We start from the raw sequence: 18,719 nt of genomic DNA on the forward strand, positions 1-18,719 counted from the left end.
CTTCAGGATTAGGTAGGATTTATCACAATGGCTCGTGAACCGCAGCGTCTTCGTCGGCGCGAACGCAAGAATATCTCGTCGGGTGTGGCCCACGTCAACGCGACCTTCAACAACACGATGATCACCATCACCGACGCACAGGGCAATGCAATTGCCTGGTCGAGCGCCGGCATGATGGGCTTCAAGGGCAGCCGCAAGTCGACCCCTTACGCGGCGCAGGTTTGCGCCGAAGACGCGGGCAAAAAGGCCGCCGAACATGGCGTCCGGACCCTCGAAGTCGAGGTCAAGGGCCCCGGTGCTGGCCGCGAATCGGCGCTCCGCGCGCTGCAGGCGGTCGGGTTCCACATCACGTCGATCCGCGACGTGACGCCGATCCCGCACAATGGTGTCCGCCCGGCCAAGCGCCGCCGCGTCTGACTCCAATATCGGGCGCGCCCCGTCGGGGTGTCGCCCGCACCTATTCTCGCCGGACCGGTGGCCGACCCCCGCCCGTCCCGCCACTAGCAAAGGGAAATCCATGACTGTCAATATCCGGAACTGGCAGGAATTGAAGAAGCCCAGCAACCTGGAAATCAAGGCTGGCAGCGACGGCAAGCGCAAGGCGACCTTCGTCGCTGAGCCGCTCGAGCGCGGTTTCGGCTTGACGCTCGGCAACGCGCTGCGCCGCGTTCTCCTCTCGTCGCTCCAGGGCGCGGCGATCACCTCGATCAAGATCGAGAATGTCCTTCACGAATTCTCGAGCCTCGCTGGCGTTCGCGAAGACGTTACCGACATCGTGCTCAACGTGAAGCAGATCGCGCTCAAGATGGAAGGCGACGGACCGAAGCGCCTCCAGCTTTCGGCGACCGGCCCCGCGACCGTCAAGGCGGGCGACATCATGGTGTCGGGCGACATCAAGGTGATGAACCCGAACCACGTCATCTGCCACCTCGACGATGGCGCGACGCTGAACATGGAACTCGTCGCCGATACCGGCAAGGGCTATGTCCCCGCGACCGCCAACCGCCCGGTCGACGCGCCGATCGGCCTGATCCCGGTCGACTCGCTCTATTCGCCCGTGCGCCAGGTCGCCTACAAGGTCGACAATGCCCGCATCGGCCAGGAGCTTGACTATGACAAGCTGAACCTGACCGTCGAAACCGACGGCACGGTGACCCCGGAAGATGCCGTCGCCTATGCCGCGCGCATCCTGCAGGACCAGCTCCAGGTCTTTGTCCACTTCGAAGAGGCGATGGCCGAAGGCGGCCTCATCGGAATGGCGGCGCCGAGCCAGGCAAGCGACGAGTCGGATGTCAACCAGCTCAACCGCTTCCTCCTGAAGAAGGTCGACGAGCTCGAACTGTCGGTCCGCAGCGCGAACTGCCTGAAGAACGACAACATCATCTATATCGGCGACCTGGTTCAAAAGACCGAAGCCGAGATGCTCCGCACGCCGAACTTCGGCCGCAAGTCCTTGAACGAAATCAAGGAAGTGCTGTCGTCGATGGGTCTGCGCCTCGGCATGGACATCCCCGGATGGCCGCCCGAGAATATCGAGGAAATGGCCAAGAAGCTCGAACAGGAGCTGCTTGGGTAACAAACGCGTCGCCCCCCGCGAAGACGGGGGCCGACTGCAACCTTGCGCTACGTCTCCAGCGGCCCCCGCCTTTGCGGGGGCGAGGGGACAGGGAATGGGCTCCTCCGCAAGCGGGCCTGGCTTGGGGTTCCGTCAAACGGCCCCTCTGACAAACGAAGGAATGGATTATGCGTCATAAATCGGGTGGCCGGAAGCTGCAGCGCACGAGCGCGCACCGCACCGCAATGTTCCGCAACATGTCGGCATCGCTCATCAAGCATGAGCAGATCACGACGACTGTCGCCAAGGCGAAGGAACTGCGCCCCTATGTCGAAAAGCTGGTCACGCTCGCCAAGCGCGGTGGGCTCGCCAATCGTCGCCTCGCGCAGAGCCGCCTGATGGACGACACGCAGCTCAAGAAGCTGTTCGACGTTCTCGCCGAGCGCTACAAGGACCGCAACGGCGGCTATACGCGCATCATCAAGGCTGGCATCCGCGCTTCGGACGCGGCGCCGATCGCGATCATCGAATTCGTCGATCGCGACATCGATGCCAAGGGCCAGGATTCGGGTCCGGCCGAGCAGTACGACGAGGATATGGCCGAAGCCTGAGGCTTCGACATGAAAGAAAAAAGACGGGCGGCGATGACATCATCGCCGCCCGTTTCTTGTTTGGCGTCGTTTCTGCACTTTCGCTGGTTGCAGTCGCCGGAAATGGGATTATCGTTGTGCAAAACATAGCAACAAGTCGCCAGCGATCCCCCCGTGTGAAACCAGCCCTGATACCCGTTTCCTTCGCCGACCGCCTGCGCCGCGAACGCGCGGCGCGCGGCTATAGCCAGTCCCGGCTTGCCCAAGCCCTCGGCGTCAGTGTCGCGACGGTGTGCGGATGGGAAAAGGGTCGGATGCGACCGAAGGTCGATCGGATGAAGGCGCTGTCGGATCTTCTCGACCTGTCCTACGACGCACTGGAGACACCTGCCCGATCGGTGGGATTGACGGAATATGTGGCGCATAGCCGCGAAACTATTGCGCAGCTTGCGGGCACTTCGACCGACAAAGTCCGTATCATTATCGAGATCTGACGCCCACCCGATTGGGCCACGCTCAATGTCGTCGCCCCCCGAATCCTCTTGCCCGCCCCTTGTCGATGCTTACATTGAGACGCACGAATATTACTCCAACGATGAGGATCGCCTTGCCATGTCCCGTAACTCCTTCGGCGCGCCGCTGGCGCTCGCGCTGCTGCTGATGTCGCCCGCCACCGCCTTTGCCGCCGAGGACAGTGCCGCATCGGCAAGCGCACCGGCGCTCGCCTATCCCGCGACCGAGCGTGGCGACACCATCGACCCCCAGTTTGGCGTCGATGTCGCCGATCCCTATCGCTGGCTCGAGGACGATGTGCGCGTCAATCCGAAGGTTGCCGCGTGGGTCGCCGAACAGAACAAGGTCACCGATGCTTATCTCGACACTCTGCCGGGACGCGATGCGTTCAAGGCGCGGATGACCGAACTCTACAATTACGAACGCTTCGGCCTGCCGAAGAAGGCGGGGTCGCGCTATTTCTATGCGCGCAATGACGGGCTGCAGCCGCAGTCGGTGCTCTATGTGCGCGACGGACTGCACGGCGAAGGCCGCGTACTGATCGACCCGAACCAATGGGCCAAGGACGGCGCGACCGCGCTTGCCGAATGGACGCCGTCGGAGGACGGCAAATATCTGCTCTATTCGGTGCAGGACGGCGGCACCGACTGGCGCATCGTGCGCGTGATGGACGTCGCGACGGGCAAGGACCTCGCCGACGAGGTGCGCTGGGTGAAATTTTCCGCGCTCGACTGGGCGAAAGACGGAAGCGGCTTTTTCTATTCGCGCTTCCCCGAACCCGCCGAGGGCGCGGCTTTCCAGTCACTCAACGAAAATCACAGCGTCTATTTTCACAAGCTGGGTACACCGCAGAGCGCTGACCTGCTGACCCACGCAACGCCCGACAAGCCGAAACTCAACAATGCGGCAATCGTCACCGACGACGGCAAATATCTGCTCGTCATCGGTTCCGAAGGGACCGACGAACGCTATGGACTGACGCTGCATACAATCGGCAAAGCCAAGGCAAAGCCCGTCGTGCTGGTCGACGATTTCGCGAACAACTGGGAATATGTAACCAACGAGGGCACGCGCTTTACCTTCGTCACAAACAAGGGCGCGCCGCGTCAGCGCCTCGTGTCGATGGACATTCGCAAGCCTCGCGATCTTACGGAGCTGGTGGGCGAGCGCGAAGCGACGCTCGTCGGAGCGTCGCGCGTCGGCAATCGTATCATCCTGTCCTATCTGGGCGATGCCAAATCGCAGGCCGAAATGATCGCGCTGGACGGCAAGAAGGTAGCCGAAATCAATCTGGCCGACATCGGATCGGCATCGGGCTTTGGCGGCAAGTCGGCCGACCCCGAAACCTTCTATGCCTTTTCCAGCTATGCGCGGCCGACGACCATCTATCGCCTCGATACAGCGACCGGAAAGACCGAGATTTTCGCAGAGCCCAAGTTGACATTCAAACCTGACGATTTCGCCGTCGAACAGCGTTTCTTCAAGTCGAAGGACGGCACCGAAGTGCCGATGTTCCTGGTGATGAAGAAGGGTGTCGACCGCAGCAAGGGATCGCCAACGATCCTCTATGGCTATGGCGGTTTCAACGTGTCGATGACTCCGGCCTTTTCACCGACGCGGCTCGCCTGGGTCGACAAGGGTGGCGTGCTCGCCATCGCGAACCTGCGCGGCGGCGGCGAATATGGCAAGGCGTGGCACGATGCCGGCCGCCTCGCCAACAAGCAGAATGTATTCGACGATTTCATCGCCGCAGGCGAATTTCTGATCGCCGAAGGCATCACCGGCAAGGGCCAGCTCGCGATCGAGGGCGGGTCGAACGGCGGACTGCTCGTCGGCGCGGTGACCAACCAGCGCCCCGACCTGATCGCCGCCGCGCTGCCTGCCGTGGGCGTGATGGACATGCTGCGCTTCGACCGTTTCACCGCCGGGCGCTATTGGGTCGACGATTATGGCTATCCGTCGAAGGAAGCCGATTTTCGCAATCTTCTGCGCTATTCGCCTTATCATAATATCAAGTCGGGCGTGGGCTATCCGGCGGTGTTGGTGACGACCGCCGATACCGACGACCGCGTCGTTCCCGGCCACAGCTTCAAATATACCGCGGCGCTCCAACATGCCGAGACGGGCGACAAGCCGCACCTGATCCGCATCGAAACACGCGCCGGCCATGGTTCGGGCAAGCCCACCGACAAGATCATTGCCGAGGCCGCCGACAAATATGCCTTTGCGGCGAAATGGACCGGGCTGGCCGTCGAATAAGGCGCTGGCCGTGGGCCGTGGCGGCGCTCCTGCTGGGCACCGCCGCCACGGTCTGGGCCGTGCTGCCCGACGGGCGCGCCGCGCGCGTCGAGCGGGTCGCCGATTGCTATAGCCCTACCGCGCTGCCGCCGGTCGAGACGCTGGCCGACGGCCGCAGGGCGGTGCGGCTTCGCGTCCTGCTCTGGAATGTCGAGGGCCTCCCCTGGCCGATCCGCAGCGGCCGCGCGGCGACGCTTCAACGCGTTGCCGACTGGATCGCCGCGCGCCGCGCGGCCGGACGCGGCCCCGACATATTGATCCTGCAAAAGGCGTTCACGCCCGACGCCTCCCGAATTGCCGTGCAGGCGGGATATACCTCTATCCTGCCCGGTCCGGCGCGGGACCAGCTTCGGCGTCTTCCCGCCGCTGAAGCACCCGCTGCCTTTGCCGAAGGCGCACGCTGGTGGAAGGGCGAAGGAATCGGCAAATGGCTCGATGGCGGGCTCTATATCGCCACCGACATCCCTGTCGCCGCCGCGAAAAGCGAAGCCTTCGGCAGTCACAGCTGCGCGGGATATGACTGCCTGTCGAACAAAGGGGCTGCGCTCGCAGAGCTCCGCGTTCCCGGCGCGCCAGAGGCGCTGTTTCTGTTCAACACGCACCGCAACTCGCGCGAACCCGCCAGGGTCGGGATCGCCCGCGCCGAAGCATCGCACCTGTTGCAGACACAGGAGAATGACGCTTTCCTTGCTGCCGTTGCTCGCAACGCCGCACTTATCGCGGCTGGCGATTTCAACAATTATCGCGCGGGCGACCGCAGCGGCCGCTTTGCCGAGGATCCGGCTTTCCGATTGGCGGCAAAGGGCAGCGGCTTTGCCGGACGCGCCGCGCCGATGCGCGACGGCAAGGCGTGGCGGCAGGCCTACGACCTTATCGGCTATCGCAGCGGCCGGGCCCTTCGCATCGAACCGCTCGCCGTCGCAACCTTGTTCGACGGTAAAAATGGCCCTCGCCTTTCGGACCATGACGCCCAATATATAGTTTTCCAGCTCAGCTGGCGCGGCGACGCGGCGGCTACGCCGGTTCCCTTGTCGCCCTGCACTCCCTGAACGGAAAAACCATCCATGTCCTACGCCCTTGCCTTCTCAGCCACCGGCCCCGCCGAACGCTGGGCCGAAGCCGCTGATGCGGCCGATGCGCTTGTCTCCGGAGAACCCGACGCGATTGCGAATATGGCCAATGTCGCGGCCTTGATCTGGCAGGCGATCCCCGACCTGAATTGGGCCGGATTCTATCGCTTCGACGGCGAAGAGCTTGTGCTCGGTCCGTTTCAGGGTAAGGCGGCGTGCATCCGCATTCCGCTTGACAAGGGCGTGTGCGGCGCCGCGGCGCGGCTGCGCGCGACGCAGCGTGTCGACGATGTCCATGCCTTTCCGGGCCATATAGCGTGCGACGCCGACAGCCGGAGCGAGCTGGTCGTTCCGATCGTGGCAGATGATCGCCTGGTCGGCGTCCTTGACCTCGACAGTCCGCTGCCCGGCCGCTTTTCGGCGGCTGATCAAGCGGGCGCCGAAGCGCTTGTCGCGCGCATCGCGGGGGCATTTACCGCCTGACCCAAAATGGGACGCGGCACAAAGGGTTAACAGATTCGCGAGTCAGTGCCTAATTTGCTAAACATTTGTTAACAAACTGCCGGAGCGCAATGGTTCGGCAGGGGTTGGCAGGGAGTTTGGCATGCGGACGATTTTGCTTCTCGGGGTGGCTGCGGGAACGCTGTTGCTGTCGGGACGCGCATCGAGCGCCGAGCCGCACCTCGACTATAGCGCGCCCGCCACGACCGATACGCGCGTTTACACCGGCTATCCTGACCGCGTCCCGAGCGAGGTCGACTATCGCCGCGTCGATGGTCATTATGAGGCCGAAGGGCGCTGGTCGGGACGTTGGGACGGCACTTATGAAGCCCCCGACGGTCGACGCTACGAAGGCAGCTATGAAGGTGTGGTCGAAGGGCGACCCGGCACGAGCTACGCGCCGCCGCCCTATCATCCCGCTTATGACGGCGCGTGGGATTCGCGCCATGACGAAGACATGTATCGCCGCTGCGGCCGGGGGGGCGCAGGCGGGGGAGCGGTTGTCGGCGGACTCGTGGGGGGAATCGCCGGCAACCGCATCGCCGGAAAGGGCAATCGCACGGCGGGAACGCTGATTGGCGGCGGCGGCGGCGCACTCGCCGGTGCGGCGATCGGCGATGCCGCCGAGCGCAAGAAGTGCGAGGAATGGTGGGCAAGCCGGGGCGAGCATCAAATCCGCCGCTATCGCTACGACGGCCGTCCGGGGACGACTCATCATTATTATGGCAGCCATGCCTACGGTCATTATGGCTATGGCTGGTACACGCCGGGCGTCGTCATCACGACCATCATCGAAGGCGAACCGCTGGTAACCGAAACCGTCGAGACCACCACCAAAACTTATTATGAAACGGCACCGGTCCGGAAGCGCTATGTTGCCAAAAAGCGCACGAAGCCAAAGGCAAAGCCCAAGCCGCGCTGCGTCTGCTGAACCAGTTTATCGAGGCGACCCGAGAGCTCGTCATCCGCAAGGGTGGCGAGCTTTCCTTTGGCCGCATCTGTGCAACGGTTCAGCGACGCGACAGCAAAGCGGGAATAGAGGAAAATAGAGCGGGCGAGACGCCCCTTGTCCCGCACCGGTGGAGTCATTCCAATGCGTAAATTTTCGGGTGCTTGCGCCGCAGCCGCAGTCGTCTTGAGTTCGGTCGGTCTTTCCGCGACTCCTGCCGAAGCGCGACATCGTCACGGTGGTTGGGGCCACCGCCACCACGACCGCATCGACGCGGGCGACGTCATCGGCGGCCTGCTGATCATCGGAACGATCGCCGCCATTGCGAGCGCTGCAAGCAAGGACCGGCGCGACCGCGACGAACGTTATGACCCGCCTTATCGCGAACAGGACCGGCGCGCCGTTCCGAACTATGACCCCGGAGACGATGACGAAGCTCCTCAGACGGACGCCTATGGCCGCGGCGAAGCAGAGGCGCGCGCCACCGATGCATGCAGCTGGGCGGTCGAGGGCGAAATGGGCGGCGACGCCCGCGTCGACGACGTTAGCGAGACGCGCGCGGATGGGGACAGCTGGCATGTCGCGGGCACGGCGTCGGACGGCGGCGGCGACTTCCGCCGTTTCGAATGCAGTTTCCGCGAAGGCCGCGTCGTCGACGTCAGCTTCGGCTGACACAGCCCGTCCGCCCGGTAGAGCTTTCGGTGGCTCCGGCACTTGTTTGCCGGGGCCGCTTTCCGTTGATGAACACCAGCAAAACCAAGGCTGAACGCCAGATAAGCGGCGGGTTCAGCGTGACGTCACAGCCAGACTGGTAAAAGGTCTTCAACAGGCAGCGACTGTCGCCGCCTGCGCTTCAGGAGACCGAACCATGGCTATGAACAAGCTAAGCAAGGCCGCGATTGGTGCGGCCACTGCCGGCGCAATGGCGCTGACCGCCACCCCCGCGATGGCGCGTGACCGGCATGATCGCGACGGCATCAGCGCCGGCGAGATTATCGCAGGCGCCGTTGTGATCGGCGGCCTCGCCGCCATCTTGTCGTCGGGAAATGATCGCTATGATCGTTACGACCGTCGCTATGACAACCGCTATCGCGGCCGCTACGACAACCCGCGCTATGGGTATGGCTATGACTATGGCCGGTATGGCAACAGCCGCAGCGCGGTGAATCAGTGCGTCAATGCCGTCGAACGCGGCAGCCGCCGCTATGGCCGCACCGACGTGACGGAAGTGACGAAGATCGACCGCAAGCGCGACGGCTATCGCGTAAAGGGCCGTGTCGTCGTGACCGACGGCTATCGTGGCCGCTGGGGCCGCGGCGGCGGCTATTACGACCGCGGCAAGTTCAGCTGCGACGTGCGTTACGGCCGCGTTGTCGACATCGACTTTTCGGGTCTGCGTTAAGCTTTTCCAACTGTCGGCTCATATCAGGTCCGCCCGCGTTTCGGCGCGCGGCGGGCCAATTTTCGTGCTCCTTTTGGCGTCAACGGAACCGAAATAGAAAAACGCTATACGAAAATTCACCTTCCTCGTTTAGGAGGGACGATGGGAACAGTTAGAATAGCCGCCTGACGTGGGAACAGGCGGTCGATTATAATATTAGGTCGCTTATGCCCGATTCCGAGGCCCGATCTGCCTCAACGGCCTCAGCCGAAAAGCGCCAACCGCGGCAGTCGCGGCTGGTTAAGGCTGCACTCGCCTGCCAGCGGCTGGGCCGATTCGACGTTACGCTACGCAACGTGTCACAGACGGGAGTCGGCGGCCGCGGGCCGCATGTTCTCGAAAAGGGCGAACAGGTGACGCTGTATATGCCGGGGCACGAGGCAATGACCGGGACCGTGCGCTGGGTCGCGGGCGAGCGATTCGGGCTCGAAACCGACAAGGAAATCGAAACGGCCCGCCTGCGCGCCGCGCATGCCGACGAACTGGTAGCCGCGGACAGCAAGAGCGAGTTCCAGATCGTCCCCGCACCACAGGTCGATACCTGGCGCCCGGGTCTGCGCCGTGCGACGAGCCTGCCCGGCCACTACGGCCGCAAGCGCTAAACCAAAAAGCCAAAAGGAAACCGGCGCGGATCACTCCGCGCCGGGTCCCCTCGTGAACTTGTCGTCGCAGAAAATTGCGTCAGGCGACGCGGCGCACCTCGTTGCCGTCGTCGTCGATATCGCGCAGCACATAGCCGCGACCCCAAACCGTCTCGATGTAATTTTCGCCGCCGCACGCGAGCGCGAGTTTCTTGCGCAGCTTGCAGATGAAGACGTCGATGATCTTGAGTTCGGGCTCGTCCATGCCGCCGTAAAGGTGGTTGAGGAACATTTCCTTGGTCAGCGTGGTGCCCTTGCGGAGCGAGAGCAGCTCGAGCATCTGATATTCCTTGCCGGTCAGATGCACGCGGATGCTGTCGACCTCGACCGTCTTGGTATCGAGATTGACCGCGAGCTTCCCGGTTTTGATGACGCTTTGGCTGTGGCCCTTGGAACGGCGAACGACGGCGTGGATGCGTGCCACCAGTTCGTCGCGGTGAAAGGGTTTGGTGACATAATCGTCGGCGCCAAAGCCGAACGAACGCACCTTCGAATCCATTTCGGAAATGCCCGACAGGATCAGCACCGGTGTCTGCACCTTGGCGGTGCGGAGCTTCTTGAGCACGTCATAGCCGTGCATGTCGGGCAGGTTCAGGTCGAGAAGGATGATGTCGTAATCATAGAGCTTGCCCAGATCCAAGCCCTCTTCCCCCAAGTCGGTGGTATAGACGTTGAAGCCTTCGGTCGTGAGCATCGTGTCGATCGCCTTGGCGGTCGTCGGCTCGTCCTCGATCAGCAATACACGCATTGGGCACCCCTTACACTCGATCCCCGAAGGGACTTCCCACGATGACCCCGCAACCCGGTCGCTGGCTCGTCATAACGGTGCCGGCGCCCGACCCCCGTTGCGGGACTGCCGGAACATTAACCATGAAACAAATGAAGGGGAAAGGTTAATTTTGACTTAACCCGCGGAATCCCGCGAGTCGCGCCCTGTGCATGACAGTTTCAGACTGTCGACAAGATGGTCAGAAAGCGCGCGGACGCGCGCCGGACGCAAGCGCGTCGGCGGCGACAGCAGGTGCAGAAAAGACTGCGGCAATGACCAGTCGGTGAGGATCGGCACCAGCTGTCCCGCCGCGATTTCCTCACGCGCGATGAACTCCGGCAACACGGCAACGCCGCCGCCGGCCACCAGCAGCGGCACCATGATGTCGCCGTTGTTCGTGAACATGGGGCCCGTCGGTATCACCGTCGCTTCCTCGCCTTCGCGCGAAAAATGCAGCGGCAATATGCGGTCGCGGTGGCCGTAGCCGATCAGGCGATGGCGCGCGAGTTCGAGTGGATGGCGCGGCGTACCATGCGCTTCAAGATAGGCCGGGCTTGCGATGATCGACGCGGCGACCGGCGCGATGGTTCGCGCAAGCAGGCTGGAATCGGCTAGCGGCGCGATGCGCAGCGTCAGGTCTATCCCTTCGGCTACCGGGTCATGCCGCGCGTCGCTGAGCATCACATCGACCGTGACCGCCGGGTGCCGTTCGAGGAAGACGGCGAGCGGCGGCCCCAAAACCTTGATGCCGAAGCTCATCGGCGCCGCCAGCTTGATCGGCCCCGAAAGGTCGATGCGGTCGCCGCGCGCCGCTTCGGTCGCCGCCATCGCCGCCGCAACCATCGCGCGCGCCTCGTCCAGGAGTCCCGCACCAGCGGTCGAGACTGCGACCGTGCGCGAACTGCGGTGAAGCAACGCGATGCCGAGCGACGCCTCCAGCCGCGACACCGCCTTCGACACCGTCGCCTTTGACAGGCCGAGCGAAGACGCTGCGGCCGTGAAGCTTCCGCCGTCCGCAACCGCCACAAAACAAGCCCAGCCTTCATAGTCGGGGAGCGACATGCAATCATCCTGCATATGGAAACAATAGATTTCCATCTATGCTATTTTGGAAACAATGCCAATCGCTATGTTGGGCTCAACCCAAGGCCGCCGCCATGCCGGGGGCGTGCCAGAGAAAGGAATGCCCGATGATCGACATTCGCAAATTCGACACGCTGGGCCACGCCAACCACGGCTGGCTCGATGCCCGCCATCATTTTTCCTTCGCCAACTATTATGACGAAGACCGCATGGGCTGGGGGGCGCTGCGCGTCTGGAACGACGATGCCATTGCCGCGCAGGCCGGCTTTCCGCCGCACCCGCACCGCGACATGGAAATCATCACCTATGTCCGCACCGGCGCGATCACCCATCGCGACAGCATGGGCAACAGCGGCCGCACCGAAGCGGGCGACGTTCAGGTGATGAGTGCCGGCACCGGCGTGACGCACAGCGAGTTCAACCTCGAGGACGAGGAAACGACGCTGTTCCAGATCTGGATCATGCCCGACCGTGCCGGCGGCAACCCCGGATGGGGCGCGCGCCAGTTCCCCAAGGCGGATCGCTCGGGTCGCTTCGTAACGCTGGCAAGCGGCATCGAGGGCGACGATGTCCTGCCGATCCGCGCCGACGCCCGTGTCGCGGCCGCGACGGTCAACGCCGGTGAGAGCGTGTCCTACGACCTCGGAGACGGACGCCACGCCTATCTGGTCGCTGCCAAGGGACGCATCCGCGTCAATGGTCTGAATGCCGATCCGCGCGATGGCATCGCGATCCGCGATGTCGGCACGATCACCGTCGAGGCGCTCGAAGACGCCGAACTGGTGCTCGTCGACAGCCTCTGACGAAATCCCCCCGGGCCGCCGCTTGTCCCCTCCCTGAGGCGGCGGCCCACCCCTTCTCCCTTCTCGAAATGTTCAAGGAGCAATGCCATGACCAATATTCTTCGTATCGACGCCAGCGCCCGCTATCAGGGTTCGACCACGCGCGCGCTCGCCGAAAAGCTTGTCGAGCGCCTGCTCGCCGAAAGCTATGGCGCCAAGGTCGTCCACCGCGACCTTGCAGCAACGCCGCCGGCGCTGCTCGACGAAAGCTGGGTATTCGCCAACTTTACCGACGAAGCCGAACGCAGTGACGACCAGAAGACGTCCCTCGCGGGATCGGACGCGTTGATCGCCGAACTCGAAGCCGCCGACACGATCGTTATCGGCGTCCCCGTGTATAATTTTGCAATCCCCGCCGCGCTCAAGGCATGGGTCGACCAGATCGCCCGCGCGCGCAAGACGTTCCGCTACACCGAAGCCGGTCCCGAAGGCCTGCTGAAGGGCAAGCGCGCCTTCCTGGTCGTCGCCTCGGGTGGCGTCCCGGTTGGCAGCGATTATGACTTTGCCACCGGCTATCTGCGCCACGTCCTCGGTTTCGTCGGAATCACCGACGTCACCATCATCGCTGCCGACCAGCAGATGGCGGACGAAACGGCAGTCACCCGCGCGACCGCCGCGATCGACGGCCTACAGCAGGCGGCCTGACCCGAAAGCGCGTCCCGCCGGGTTTGTTCCTTTCGCTTGACCCGGCGCGGACCGGGTCACTTTCCCGCTGCATCCATCCGATGGCCGCTGACGTTTCCGCTTTCGGCAAGGGGCTGCCCGCCCTATAGCGCGGCGATGCTTCTTTCAGACCGCATCCTCTTTCTCGACGGCGAAGCCCTCGTCCTCGACAAGCCCGAAGGCCTGCCCGTCGATCCGCCGCGCGACGGCAGCCTCAGCCTCGAAAACCATCTCGACAGCTTGCGCTTCGGTTTCAAACGCTGGCCGCTTGCCGTCCATCGGCTCGACCGCGACACGTCGGGATGCCTGCTGCTCGCGCGCAACCCAAAGGCACATGGCCGCTTCACGCGCGCGTTCGAAAGCCGTGCGGTCAACAAGCAATATCTCGCGATCCTCGACGGCGTTCCCGATGCAGCGAGCGGCACAATAGACCTGCCGCTGTCCAAAACCTCGACCGCCGAAACGGGCTGGCGGATGGTCGGCGACCCGACCGGCAAACCGTCGGTGTCGCACTGGGAAAAGCTGGCGGTCGTCGAGGGCCGCGCGCTGCTGCGCTTTCGCCCCGAGACGGGGCGCACGCACCAATTGCGCGTCCACGCGCTCGAAGGTCTCGGTTTCGCGATCGTCGGCGATCCCGTCTACGGCCGCGGCGGCCCGCGCGACCGGACGATGCTCCACGCCGAACGGCTTGTGGTCGATCGTGACGTCAAGCCGCCAATCATCGCCGAGGCGCCGTTCCCCGATCGTTTTGCTGCTCTGGGGTTCGAGGCGCCCGAGGGCGCGGCACCAACCCGTGGCTGAGATTCCGGAAAGCGCGATCAGCGAGCGCTTCCTCGCGGGGTCGGGTCCGGGAGGGCAGAATGTCAACAAGGTCGCGACCGCGTGCCAGCTACGCGTTGACGTCTATGCACTGGGCTTGCCGCCCGATGCCTTTCGCCGGCTGAAGACACTCGCGGGCAGCAAGCTGACGAGCGAAGGGGGGCTTGTCATCCTCGCGCGCCGGTTTCGCACCCAAGAAGCGAACCGCGCCGACGCGCGGAATCGGCTCAGCGAACTGATCGACGCCGCACTCACCCGTCCCGAACGGCGGATCAAGACCAAGCCGAGCAAGGCCGCGAAGGCGCGGCGTGCCGAAGGAAAAAAGGCCCGCAGCGCGGTGAAAGCGATGCGCGGCCGCGTGCGCGGAGCGGAGTAAACAGGATTTTTACGATGCTCCGCTAGACCACTCGAGCGATCAAGCGGAGCAGTTCATGAGCGAAATCCCAAAATCCGCCCTGAGGCCCCCCTTGTCTGACCGCCCCGAGTTTCGTCGGAGGCAGTATGAGGGGCGCCGGGATGATGATTGCCGCCGATCAACCGCGGACCATTACCGTGCCCGACAGGCGCCCGACAAAGCGCTCTCGCCGGGACAAATAAAGCCCCCACAGCCTGTAGCCACCGACGTCGAGTTGTTCCGATAAGAAACAGGAGTGCCGACTGTTTACCAAGTTCGTCTATCTTGCGGTAACTGTTTACGGCTTAGATCGACGTAGCGAAACTGGGTTATGGAAATCAGCGCCGTGATAGAAACGCAGAAGTTCAAGGTCAGACCAGCCCCCGAAGCCGCTCGTCGTTCGAAGCGTGCCCCCGTAAAGGCGCGCGCTCGGTTCCGCGAACCCGGGCTCAATCCATTCGATGTTGACCTGTTCGACCTGTCGTCGACCGGGTTCCGGATGGTCACCGCCTTTCGCCCGCAAATCGGCAAACACATCTGGGTGAACTTGCCCGGACTGCAACCGCTCGAGGCCGTGGTGCGCAGAGCTGACGGCAATAATTACGGGTGCGAATTCATTGCGCCGCTTCATCCCGCGGTGGCGGATCATCTGCAGGCAAGCCTGCGCGGCGCATAACGTCCCCAGGAATCAACGCGCGGCGTTCTCCGACAGGCGCAGGATATGCGTCCATTCAGCCGGGCGCACGCGCCCGACCGACAGCCGCGACTGGCGGATCAAATCCATGTCGGCAAGCTTGAGGTCGGCCTTTATGGTCGCGAGCGTGACGGGGTGATCGAGCGGCCGGACCGGCTCGACGCGCACGACGACCCACGGCGATCCTTCATCGGCGGTCGGATCGGGAAAGGCGGTTTCGGTAACCCGCATGATCCCGACACATTCCTTGCCGATATTGCTGTGATAGAAGAGCGCCTCGTCGCCGACTTGCATCGCCATCATGTTGAGCTTTGCCGTATGGTTGCGCACACCGTCCCATATGCCGGTGCCGTCCTCGACGAGTTGGTCCCACGGATAGACGTCGGGTTCGGACTTCATCAGCCAATATTGCTTGCTCATGCCGCGCGGTTTAGCCGAGCCGTGCGGCCGACGGAACCGCCTTTTTCCCTTTCAAGCGCACGCGGCAGCGCCTAAATCGCTCGGCATGTCGCGCGCCTTGCGGCGCCACCCCTGACCATATGGATTCGCAATTTATGACCGCCGCCGTCCCCGTCATTTCCATGTCGCTTTCCGCCGACGATTTTGCCCGTGATTTCGGAGCCTCGTTCGAGCGTTTCGGCTTTGCCATGATTACCGACCACGGCATCGACCCCGCACTGATCGACGATGCATGGACAAAGGCGAAGGAATTTTTCGCGCTGCCCGAGGAGGCGAAGCGCAGCTATCACATCCCCGGCGGCGGCGGCGCGCGCGGCTATACCCCGTTCGGAACCGAGATCGCCAAGGGCGCGAAAGAAGTCGATCTCAAGGAATTCTGGCACGTCGGCCGCGACCTGCCCGCAGGCCACCCGCTTGCGGCGCAGCAACCGAACAATGTCTGGCCCGCCGAGGTCGAAGGCTTCCGCGCCGTGTTCGATAAGCTCTTCGCCGAATTCGACCGCGTCGGAGGACAGCTGCTGTCGGGCATCGCGCGCTATCTGAAGCTCGCCCCCGATTTCTTCGACGACACGGTGAGAGACGGCAACAGCGTGATGCGCCTGCTCCACTATCCGCCGGTCGAAGCGCCCGCGAAGGGCATCCGCGCCGAGGCGCATGAGGACATCAATACGATCACCCTGCTGCTCGGCGCCGAGGAGGCGGGGCTCGAAATCCTCGACAAGGATGGCAGCTGGCTGCCCGTGTCGCCGCCTGCAGGCGCGATGGCGGTCAATGTCGGCGACATGCTCCAGCGGTTGACCAATAACCGCCTTCCCTCCACTACCCACCGCGTTCGCAACCCCGACGAAGGGCGCGCAAGCATCGCACGCTATTCGATGCCTTTCTTCCTGCATTTCCGCTCGGACTATCTGATCGAGACGCTCGATAACTGCATCGATGCCGAGCATCCGAACCGCTATCCCCAACCGATTACCGCCGACGATTATCTGCAACAGCGGCTGCGCGAGATCGGGCTGAAGAAATAGCGTCCGGCGGCGGCCCGTCCCGCAAAGCGTTTCGCTAATTGGTCCAGTAGATATAATCCTGCCCATCGCGCCACGGCGCGTCGAGCGGCACGTCAATCCGCACGGGTCCTTCGACAAGGCCGGGCCAGATCGGTTTCGCCATCCCGGCGTTCTGCCTTGCAATCAGCGTGCGCAGCTCCGCAACGCGGGCGGGCTCGCGCGCCGCAAGGTCGGTTTGTTCGGTGGGATCGGTCGCAAGGTTATAGAGCCGCGCCTTTTCAGGCCGCTTTGTCAGCTGCAGTTTCCAGTCGCCGGTGCGCACCGCGCGATAGTCCCCCGAGCGCCAGAAGATCGCATCGCGCTGCGCCGGGCCGGCCAATATATCTTCGCTGTCGAGTAGGCGTCCGCTGGGCAGCTTTGCGCCCGCCGCCGCCGCGATCGTCGCGAAAATGTCGATATGACCGGTGACATCGGCGCGAGCCGTGTTTGCCGCAATTGCCTTGGGCCACCGCATGAAGAGCGGCGCGCGGATGCCGCCTTCGAAGAAGGTTGCTTTCCAGCCGCGGTACGGCGCGTTGAGATCGGGAATCCCCGCATACCAGGCGCCGCCATTGTCGCTGGTGAAGATGACAAGCGTGTCGTCGTCGATGCCAAGCTGTTCGAGCTTTGCCAGAATGTCACCGATCCGCCGATCCATATGCGCGACCATCGCACCATATACGCGCGTCTTGTGGTCCTTGATCTGCACGAACTTGTCATATTCGGCGCGCGTCGCCTGCAGCGGTGTGTGCGGCGCGGTAAAACCAAGGTAGAGGAAGAAGGGCCGGTTCCGGTTCGCCTCGATCGCCTCAATGGCCTCGTCGGCGAAATAGTCGGTCATATGCCCTTTCGCGGCAAAGCGCGGACTGCCGTTGAACGTCACCGCATGGCGCAGATTGGCCCAGAGAAAGCGATCGATCGGATCCCAAGGAAGCTTGGCATTGACCGCGTCCGCATCATCCTCGGGCAGGAACATCGCCGCGCCCGCCAGCACCGCGAGGCTTTCGTCGAAACCCTGCGCCTGCGGCTGGAGCTTGGGCGCTTCCCCCAAATGCCATTTGCCGATGTGAAGCGTGCGATAGCCCGCTGTCTTGACGGTTTCGGCGATCGTCACTTCGCTCGCCGGGACGCCCATGTCGGGATAATCGGGTATGTCGTCGGTGATGCGGTCCGCGTGAAACACCGCTTCGAGCGGCCCGACTCCGCCGCCATGGACAAGATTCTCCGCAAATTCGGTCGGCACAGCAGTAAATTCGAATCCGAAGCGCGTGGGATAGCGCCCGGTCATCATTGCGGCGCGCGAAGGCGAACAGGTCGCGTTGGCGGCATAGGCCGTCGTAAAATTCACTCCTTCACGCGCGATGCGGTCGATATTGGGCGTGCGCACGATGCCGCCCGCAATGCCGCCACCGTTCAAGCTGATGTCGTTATAGCCCAGATCGTCAGCGACGATCAGGATGATGTTGGGCGGCCGCTCACCGCTCCGTGCTGCGTCGGGACCGGCCTGCCACACGACCGGACGGTTCGGCTGAACGGGGTCGCGCCAATCCTGCACGATGCCGGGCAGCCGATATCGGTTTTCGGTGTAAGCCCAATATCCACCCGCGACGGCGAGCGCCACGACGCTCAGCCCGATCCAGCCCTTTGCCATCGCCCCACCCCTGCTCGCTGCCGCACAGCTATGAAAGTGACACTATATGTGTCATTATGTCGGTGGTCGCGCAAGCGCGGCATTGACGAAGGCAACGGAACAGGCCAGCGGGGTTTTATGGCCCAAAGCTTGCAAAGCCGGATCAGTGAAGTCGCCGCGCCCGCGCGCGTCGACGGCCGACGCGAGCGCGGCCGGTCGAGCCGGCGCCGGATCGTCAAGGCGATGATGACCCTGATCGCGGGCGGCGACCTGATGCCGAGCGCAGCGCGCGTTGCCGAGGAAGCGGGGCTGGGACTGCGCACCGTCTTTCGTCATTTCGACGACATGGACGCGCTTTACGCCGAGATTTCTGCGACAATCGCCGAACGTGTGTTGCCGATCGTTACAGCCCCCTACGACAGCACCGACTGGCGCGTGAACCTGCGCGATCTGGTCGAGCGGCGCGCGCGCGTTTTCGAAACGATGCTGCCTTTTCGCCTTGCCGCGAACATCAAACGCTACCAGTCGCCCTTCCTCACCGCGCAATATGGGAAAGTGGTTGCGATCGAGCGCGATCTGGTGCTGCGACTACTGCCCAAGGAAATGCGCGGCCGCACGGTTCCGGCCGAAGCGCTCTGCGCGGCGTTGTCGTTCCAGAACTGGCGGGCGCTGCGTCACGATCACGGAATGTCGGTCGAAGCGGCAGGCAACGTGACCGCGCATATGGCCGAGGCGCTGGCGGCGGCGCTCGCCGCCGGGGAATGA

Annotated in this window: 22 protein-coding genes; 18 read left to right on the forward strand and 4 right to left on the reverse strand. The window is 63.5% G+C overall.

All coding sequences use genetic code 11. From position 1 onward, the window contains the following. Positions 1-27 precede the first annotated feature (27 nt). The 11 genes from rpsK (at position 28) to H7692_RS06880 (ending at position 9,519) form a co-directional block, all read left to right on the forward strand. Positions 28-417 (forward strand): 30S ribosomal protein S11, encoded by a 390-nt coding sequence (gene rpsK / locus H7692_RS06830; RefSeq protein ID WP_003040416.1) that lies wholly within the window; start codon positions 28-30, stop codon positions 415-417. 100 nt (positions 418-517) lie between these two features. After that, the gene (locus H7692_RS06835) at positions 518-1,576 is read left to right on the forward strand and encodes a DNA-directed RNA polymerase subunit alpha (protein WP_201927063.1); all 1,059 of its coding nucleotides are present in this window, start codon (positions 518-520) and stop codon (positions 1,574-1,576) included. A gap of 167 nt (positions 1,577-1,743) precedes the next feature. Continuing rightward, a complete protein-coding gene (rplQ, locus tag H7692_RS06840; protein ID WP_201927065.1) occupies positions 1,744-2,166 on the forward strand; it encodes a 50S ribosomal protein L17 in 423 nt (140 codons plus the stop codon). Positions 2,167-2,222: 56 nt separating this feature from the next. Further along, positions 2,223-2,639, forward strand: coding sequence for a helix-turn-helix domain-containing protein (locus tag H7692_RS06845; protein WP_222135557.1), 417 nt, complete (start codon positions 2,223-2,225; stop codon positions 2,637-2,639). A gap of 118 nt (positions 2,640-2,757) precedes the next feature. Further along, positions 2,758-4,917 carry a prolyl oligopeptidase family serine peptidase gene (locus tag H7692_RS06850; RefSeq protein ID WP_222135556.1) on the forward strand — a complete coding sequence of 720 codons (2,160 nt, stop codon included), beginning with the start codon at positions 2,758-2,760 and terminating at the stop codon, positions 4,915-4,917. 17 nt (positions 4,918-4,934) lie between these two features. Then, complete coding sequence (locus tag H7692_RS06855) at positions 4,935-6,005, forward strand: hypothetical protein (RefSeq protein ID WP_222135555.1); 1,071 nt, start codon at positions 4,935-4,937, stop codon at positions 6,003-6,005. A 15-nt stretch (positions 6,006-6,020) separates the two neighbouring features. Then, positions 6,021-6,509, forward strand: a complete 489-nt coding sequence (locus H7692_RS06860) for a GAF domain-containing protein (protein WP_222135554.1) — start codon at positions 6,021-6,023, stop codon at positions 6,507-6,509. A 121-nt stretch (positions 6,510-6,630) separates the two neighbouring features. Further along, a complete protein-coding gene (locus H7692_RS06865) occupies positions 6,631-7,458 on the forward strand; it encodes a hypothetical protein (protein WP_222135553.1) in 828 nt (275 codons plus the stop codon). A 162-nt stretch (positions 7,459-7,620) separates the two neighbouring features. Further along, positions 7,621-8,148 carry a hypothetical protein gene (locus tag H7692_RS06870; RefSeq protein ID WP_222135552.1) on the forward strand — a complete coding sequence of 176 codons (528 nt, stop codon included), beginning with the start codon at positions 7,621-7,623 and terminating at the stop codon, positions 8,146-8,148. Between the two features lie 202 nt (positions 8,149-8,350). Further along, on the forward strand, positions 8,351-8,878 hold the full coding sequence (locus H7692_RS06875) for a hypothetical protein (RefSeq protein WP_390881098.1): 528 nt from the start codon (positions 8,351-8,353) through the stop codon (positions 8,876-8,878). A 206-nt stretch (positions 8,879-9,084) separates the two neighbouring features. Then, on the forward strand, positions 9,085-9,519 hold the full coding sequence (locus tag H7692_RS06880; protein WP_222135550.1) for a PilZ domain-containing protein: 435 nt from the start codon (positions 9,085-9,087) through the stop codon (positions 9,517-9,519). Between the two features lie 79 nt (positions 9,520-9,598). Here the strand turns inward: H7692_RS06880 and ctrA are convergent, their stop codons facing one another. Continuing rightward, positions 9,599-10,306, reverse strand: a complete 708-nt coding sequence (gene ctrA / locus H7692_RS06885; protein WP_201927084.1) for a response regulator transcription factor CtrA — start codon at positions 10,304-10,306, stop codon at positions 9,599-9,601. Positions 10,307-10,462: 156 nt separating this feature from the next. Beyond that, positions 10,463-11,389, reverse strand: coding sequence for a LysR family transcriptional regulator (locus tag H7692_RS06890; protein ID WP_201927085.1), 927 nt, complete (start codon positions 11,387-11,389; stop codon positions 10,463-10,465). Positions 11,390-11,517: 128 nt separating this feature from the next. On the opposite strand from H7692_RS06890, the gene H7692_RS06895 reads away from it, so the two are divergent. The 5 genes from H7692_RS06895 to H7692_RS06915 all read left to right on the forward strand — a co-directional run bounded on the left by H7692_RS06895 (position 11,518) and on the right by H7692_RS06915 (position 14,804). Further along, complete coding sequence (locus H7692_RS06895; protein WP_222135549.1) at positions 11,518-12,213, forward strand: pirin family protein; 696 nt, start codon at positions 11,518-11,520, stop codon at positions 12,211-12,213. Between the two features lie 87 nt (positions 12,214-12,300). After that, positions 12,301-12,897, forward strand: coding sequence for an FMN-dependent NADH-azoreductase (locus H7692_RS06900; protein WP_201927090.1), 597 nt, complete (start codon positions 12,301-12,303; stop codon positions 12,895-12,897). 135 nt (positions 12,898-13,032) lie between these two features. After that, a complete protein-coding gene (locus H7692_RS06905) occupies positions 13,033-13,716 on the forward strand; it encodes an RluA family pseudouridine synthase (RefSeq protein ID WP_201927100.1) in 684 nt (227 codons plus the stop codon). Next, positions 13,709-14,110 (forward strand): alternative ribosome rescue aminoacyl-tRNA hydrolase ArfB, encoded by a 402-nt coding sequence (gene arfB / locus H7692_RS06910; RefSeq protein WP_201927103.1) that lies wholly within the window; start codon positions 13,709-13,711, stop codon positions 14,108-14,110. The genes H7692_RS06905 and arfB overlap by 8 nt, the downstream gene beginning before the upstream one ends. 349 nt (positions 14,111-14,459) lie before the next feature. Then, the gene (locus tag H7692_RS06915; RefSeq protein ID WP_201927110.1) at positions 14,460-14,804 is read left to right on the forward strand and encodes a PilZ domain-containing protein; all 345 of its coding nucleotides are present in this window, start codon (positions 14,460-14,462) and stop codon (positions 14,802-14,804) included. A 12-nt stretch (positions 14,805-14,816) separates the two neighbouring features. Here H7692_RS06915 and H7692_RS06920 read toward each other — a convergent pair whose 3' ends face one another. After that, positions 14,817-15,242, reverse strand: coding sequence for an EVE domain-containing protein (locus H7692_RS06920; protein WP_201927112.1), 426 nt, complete (start codon positions 15,240-15,242; stop codon positions 14,817-14,819). Between the two features lie 134 nt (positions 15,243-15,376). On the opposite strand from H7692_RS06920, the gene H7692_RS06925 reads away from it, so the two are divergent. After that, positions 15,377-16,306 carry an isopenicillin N synthase family dioxygenase gene (locus H7692_RS06925; protein ID WP_222135548.1) on the forward strand — a complete coding sequence of 310 codons (930 nt, stop codon included), beginning with the start codon at positions 15,377-15,379 and terminating at the stop codon, positions 16,304-16,306. Positions 16,307-16,340: 34 nt separating this feature from the next. Here the strand turns inward: H7692_RS06925 and H7692_RS06930 are convergent, their stop codons facing one another. After that, on the reverse strand, positions 16,341-17,975 hold the full coding sequence (locus H7692_RS06930) for a sulfatase-like hydrolase/transferase (RefSeq protein WP_201927116.1): 1,635 nt from the start codon (positions 17,973-17,975) through the stop codon (positions 16,341-16,343). A 117-nt stretch (positions 17,976-18,092) separates the two neighbouring features. Between H7692_RS06930 and H7692_RS06935 the strand changes: the two genes are divergently transcribed. Continuing rightward, on the forward strand, positions 18,093-18,719 hold the full coding sequence (locus tag H7692_RS06935) for a TetR/AcrR family transcriptional regulator (protein WP_201927119.1): 627 nt from the start codon (positions 18,093-18,095) through the stop codon (positions 18,717-18,719).

The organism is Sphingopyxis sp. P8 (assembly GCF_020622175.1).
GTDB classification, from domain to species: Bacteria; Pseudomonadota; Alphaproteobacteria; order Sphingomonadales; family Sphingomonadaceae; genus Sphingopyxis; species Sphingopyxis jiangsuensis.

Bases quoted from the DNA above. Each gene is read 5' to 3' on its own strand.
- rpsK (WP_003040416.1), top strand. From the start codon at position 28: ATGGCTCGTGAACCGCAGCGTCTTCGTCGGCGCGAACGCAAGAATATC.
- H7692_RS06835 (WP_201927063.1), top strand. From the start codon at position 518: ATGACTGTCAATATCCGGAACTGGCAGGAATTGAAGAAGCCCAGCAAC.
- rplQ (WP_201927065.1), top strand. From the start codon at position 1,744: ATGCGTCATAAATCGGGTGGCCGGAAGCTGCAGCGCACGAGCGCGCAC.
- H7692_RS06850 (WP_222135556.1), top strand. From the start codon at position 2,758: ATGTCCCGTAACTCCTTCGGCGCGCCGCTGGCGCTCGCGCTGCTGCTG.
- H7692_RS06860 (WP_222135554.1), top strand. From the start codon at position 6,021: ATGTCCTACGCCCTTGCCTTCTCAGCCACCGGCCCCGCCGAACGCTGG.
- H7692_RS06865 (WP_222135553.1), top strand. From the start codon at position 6,631: ATGCGGACGATTTTGCTTCTCGGGGTGGCTGCGGGAACGCTGTTGCTG.
- H7692_RS06870 (WP_222135552.1), top strand. From the start codon at position 7,621: ATGCGTAAATTTTCGGGTGCTTGCGCCGCAGCCGCAGTCGTCTTGAGT.
- H7692_RS06875 (WP_390881098.1), top strand. From the start codon at position 8,351: ATGAACAAGCTAAGCAAGGCCGCGATTGGTGCGGCCACTGCCGGCGCA.
- H7692_RS06880 (WP_222135550.1), top strand. From the start codon at position 9,085: ATGCCCGATTCCGAGGCCCGATCTGCCTCAACGGCCTCAGCCGAAAAG.
- ctrA (WP_201927084.1), bottom strand. From the start codon at position 10,306: ATGCGTGTATTGCTGATCGAGGACGAGCCGACGACCGCCAAGGCGATC.
- H7692_RS06890 (WP_201927085.1), bottom strand. From the start codon at position 11,389: ATGTCGCTCCCCGACTATGAAGGCTGGGCTTGTTTTGTGGCGGTTGCG.
- H7692_RS06895 (WP_222135549.1), top strand. From the start codon at position 11,518: ATGATCGACATTCGCAAATTCGACACGCTGGGCCACGCCAACCACGGC.
- H7692_RS06900 (WP_201927090.1), top strand. From the start codon at position 12,301: ATGACCAATATTCTTCGTATCGACGCCAGCGCCCGCTATCAGGGTTCG.
- H7692_RS06905 (WP_201927100.1), top strand. From the start codon at position 13,033: ATGCTTCTTTCAGACCGCATCCTCTTTCTCGACGGCGAAGCCCTCGTC.
- H7692_RS06915 (WP_201927110.1), top strand. From the start codon at position 14,460: ATGGAAATCAGCGCCGTGATAGAAACGCAGAAGTTCAAGGTCAGACCA.
- H7692_RS06920 (WP_201927112.1), bottom strand. From the start codon at position 15,242: ATGAGCAAGCAATATTGGCTGATGAAGTCCGAACCCGACGTCTATCCG.
- H7692_RS06925 (WP_222135548.1), top strand. From the start codon at position 15,377: ATGACCGCCGCCGTCCCCGTCATTTCCATGTCGCTTTCCGCCGACGAT.
- H7692_RS06930 (WP_201927116.1), bottom strand. From the start codon at position 17,975: ATGGCAAAGGGCTGGATCGGGCTGAGCGTCGTGGCGCTCGCCGTCGCG.
- H7692_RS06935 (WP_201927119.1), top strand. From the start codon at position 18,093: ATGGCCCAAAGCTTGCAAAGCCGGATCAGTGAAGTCGCCGCGCCCGCG.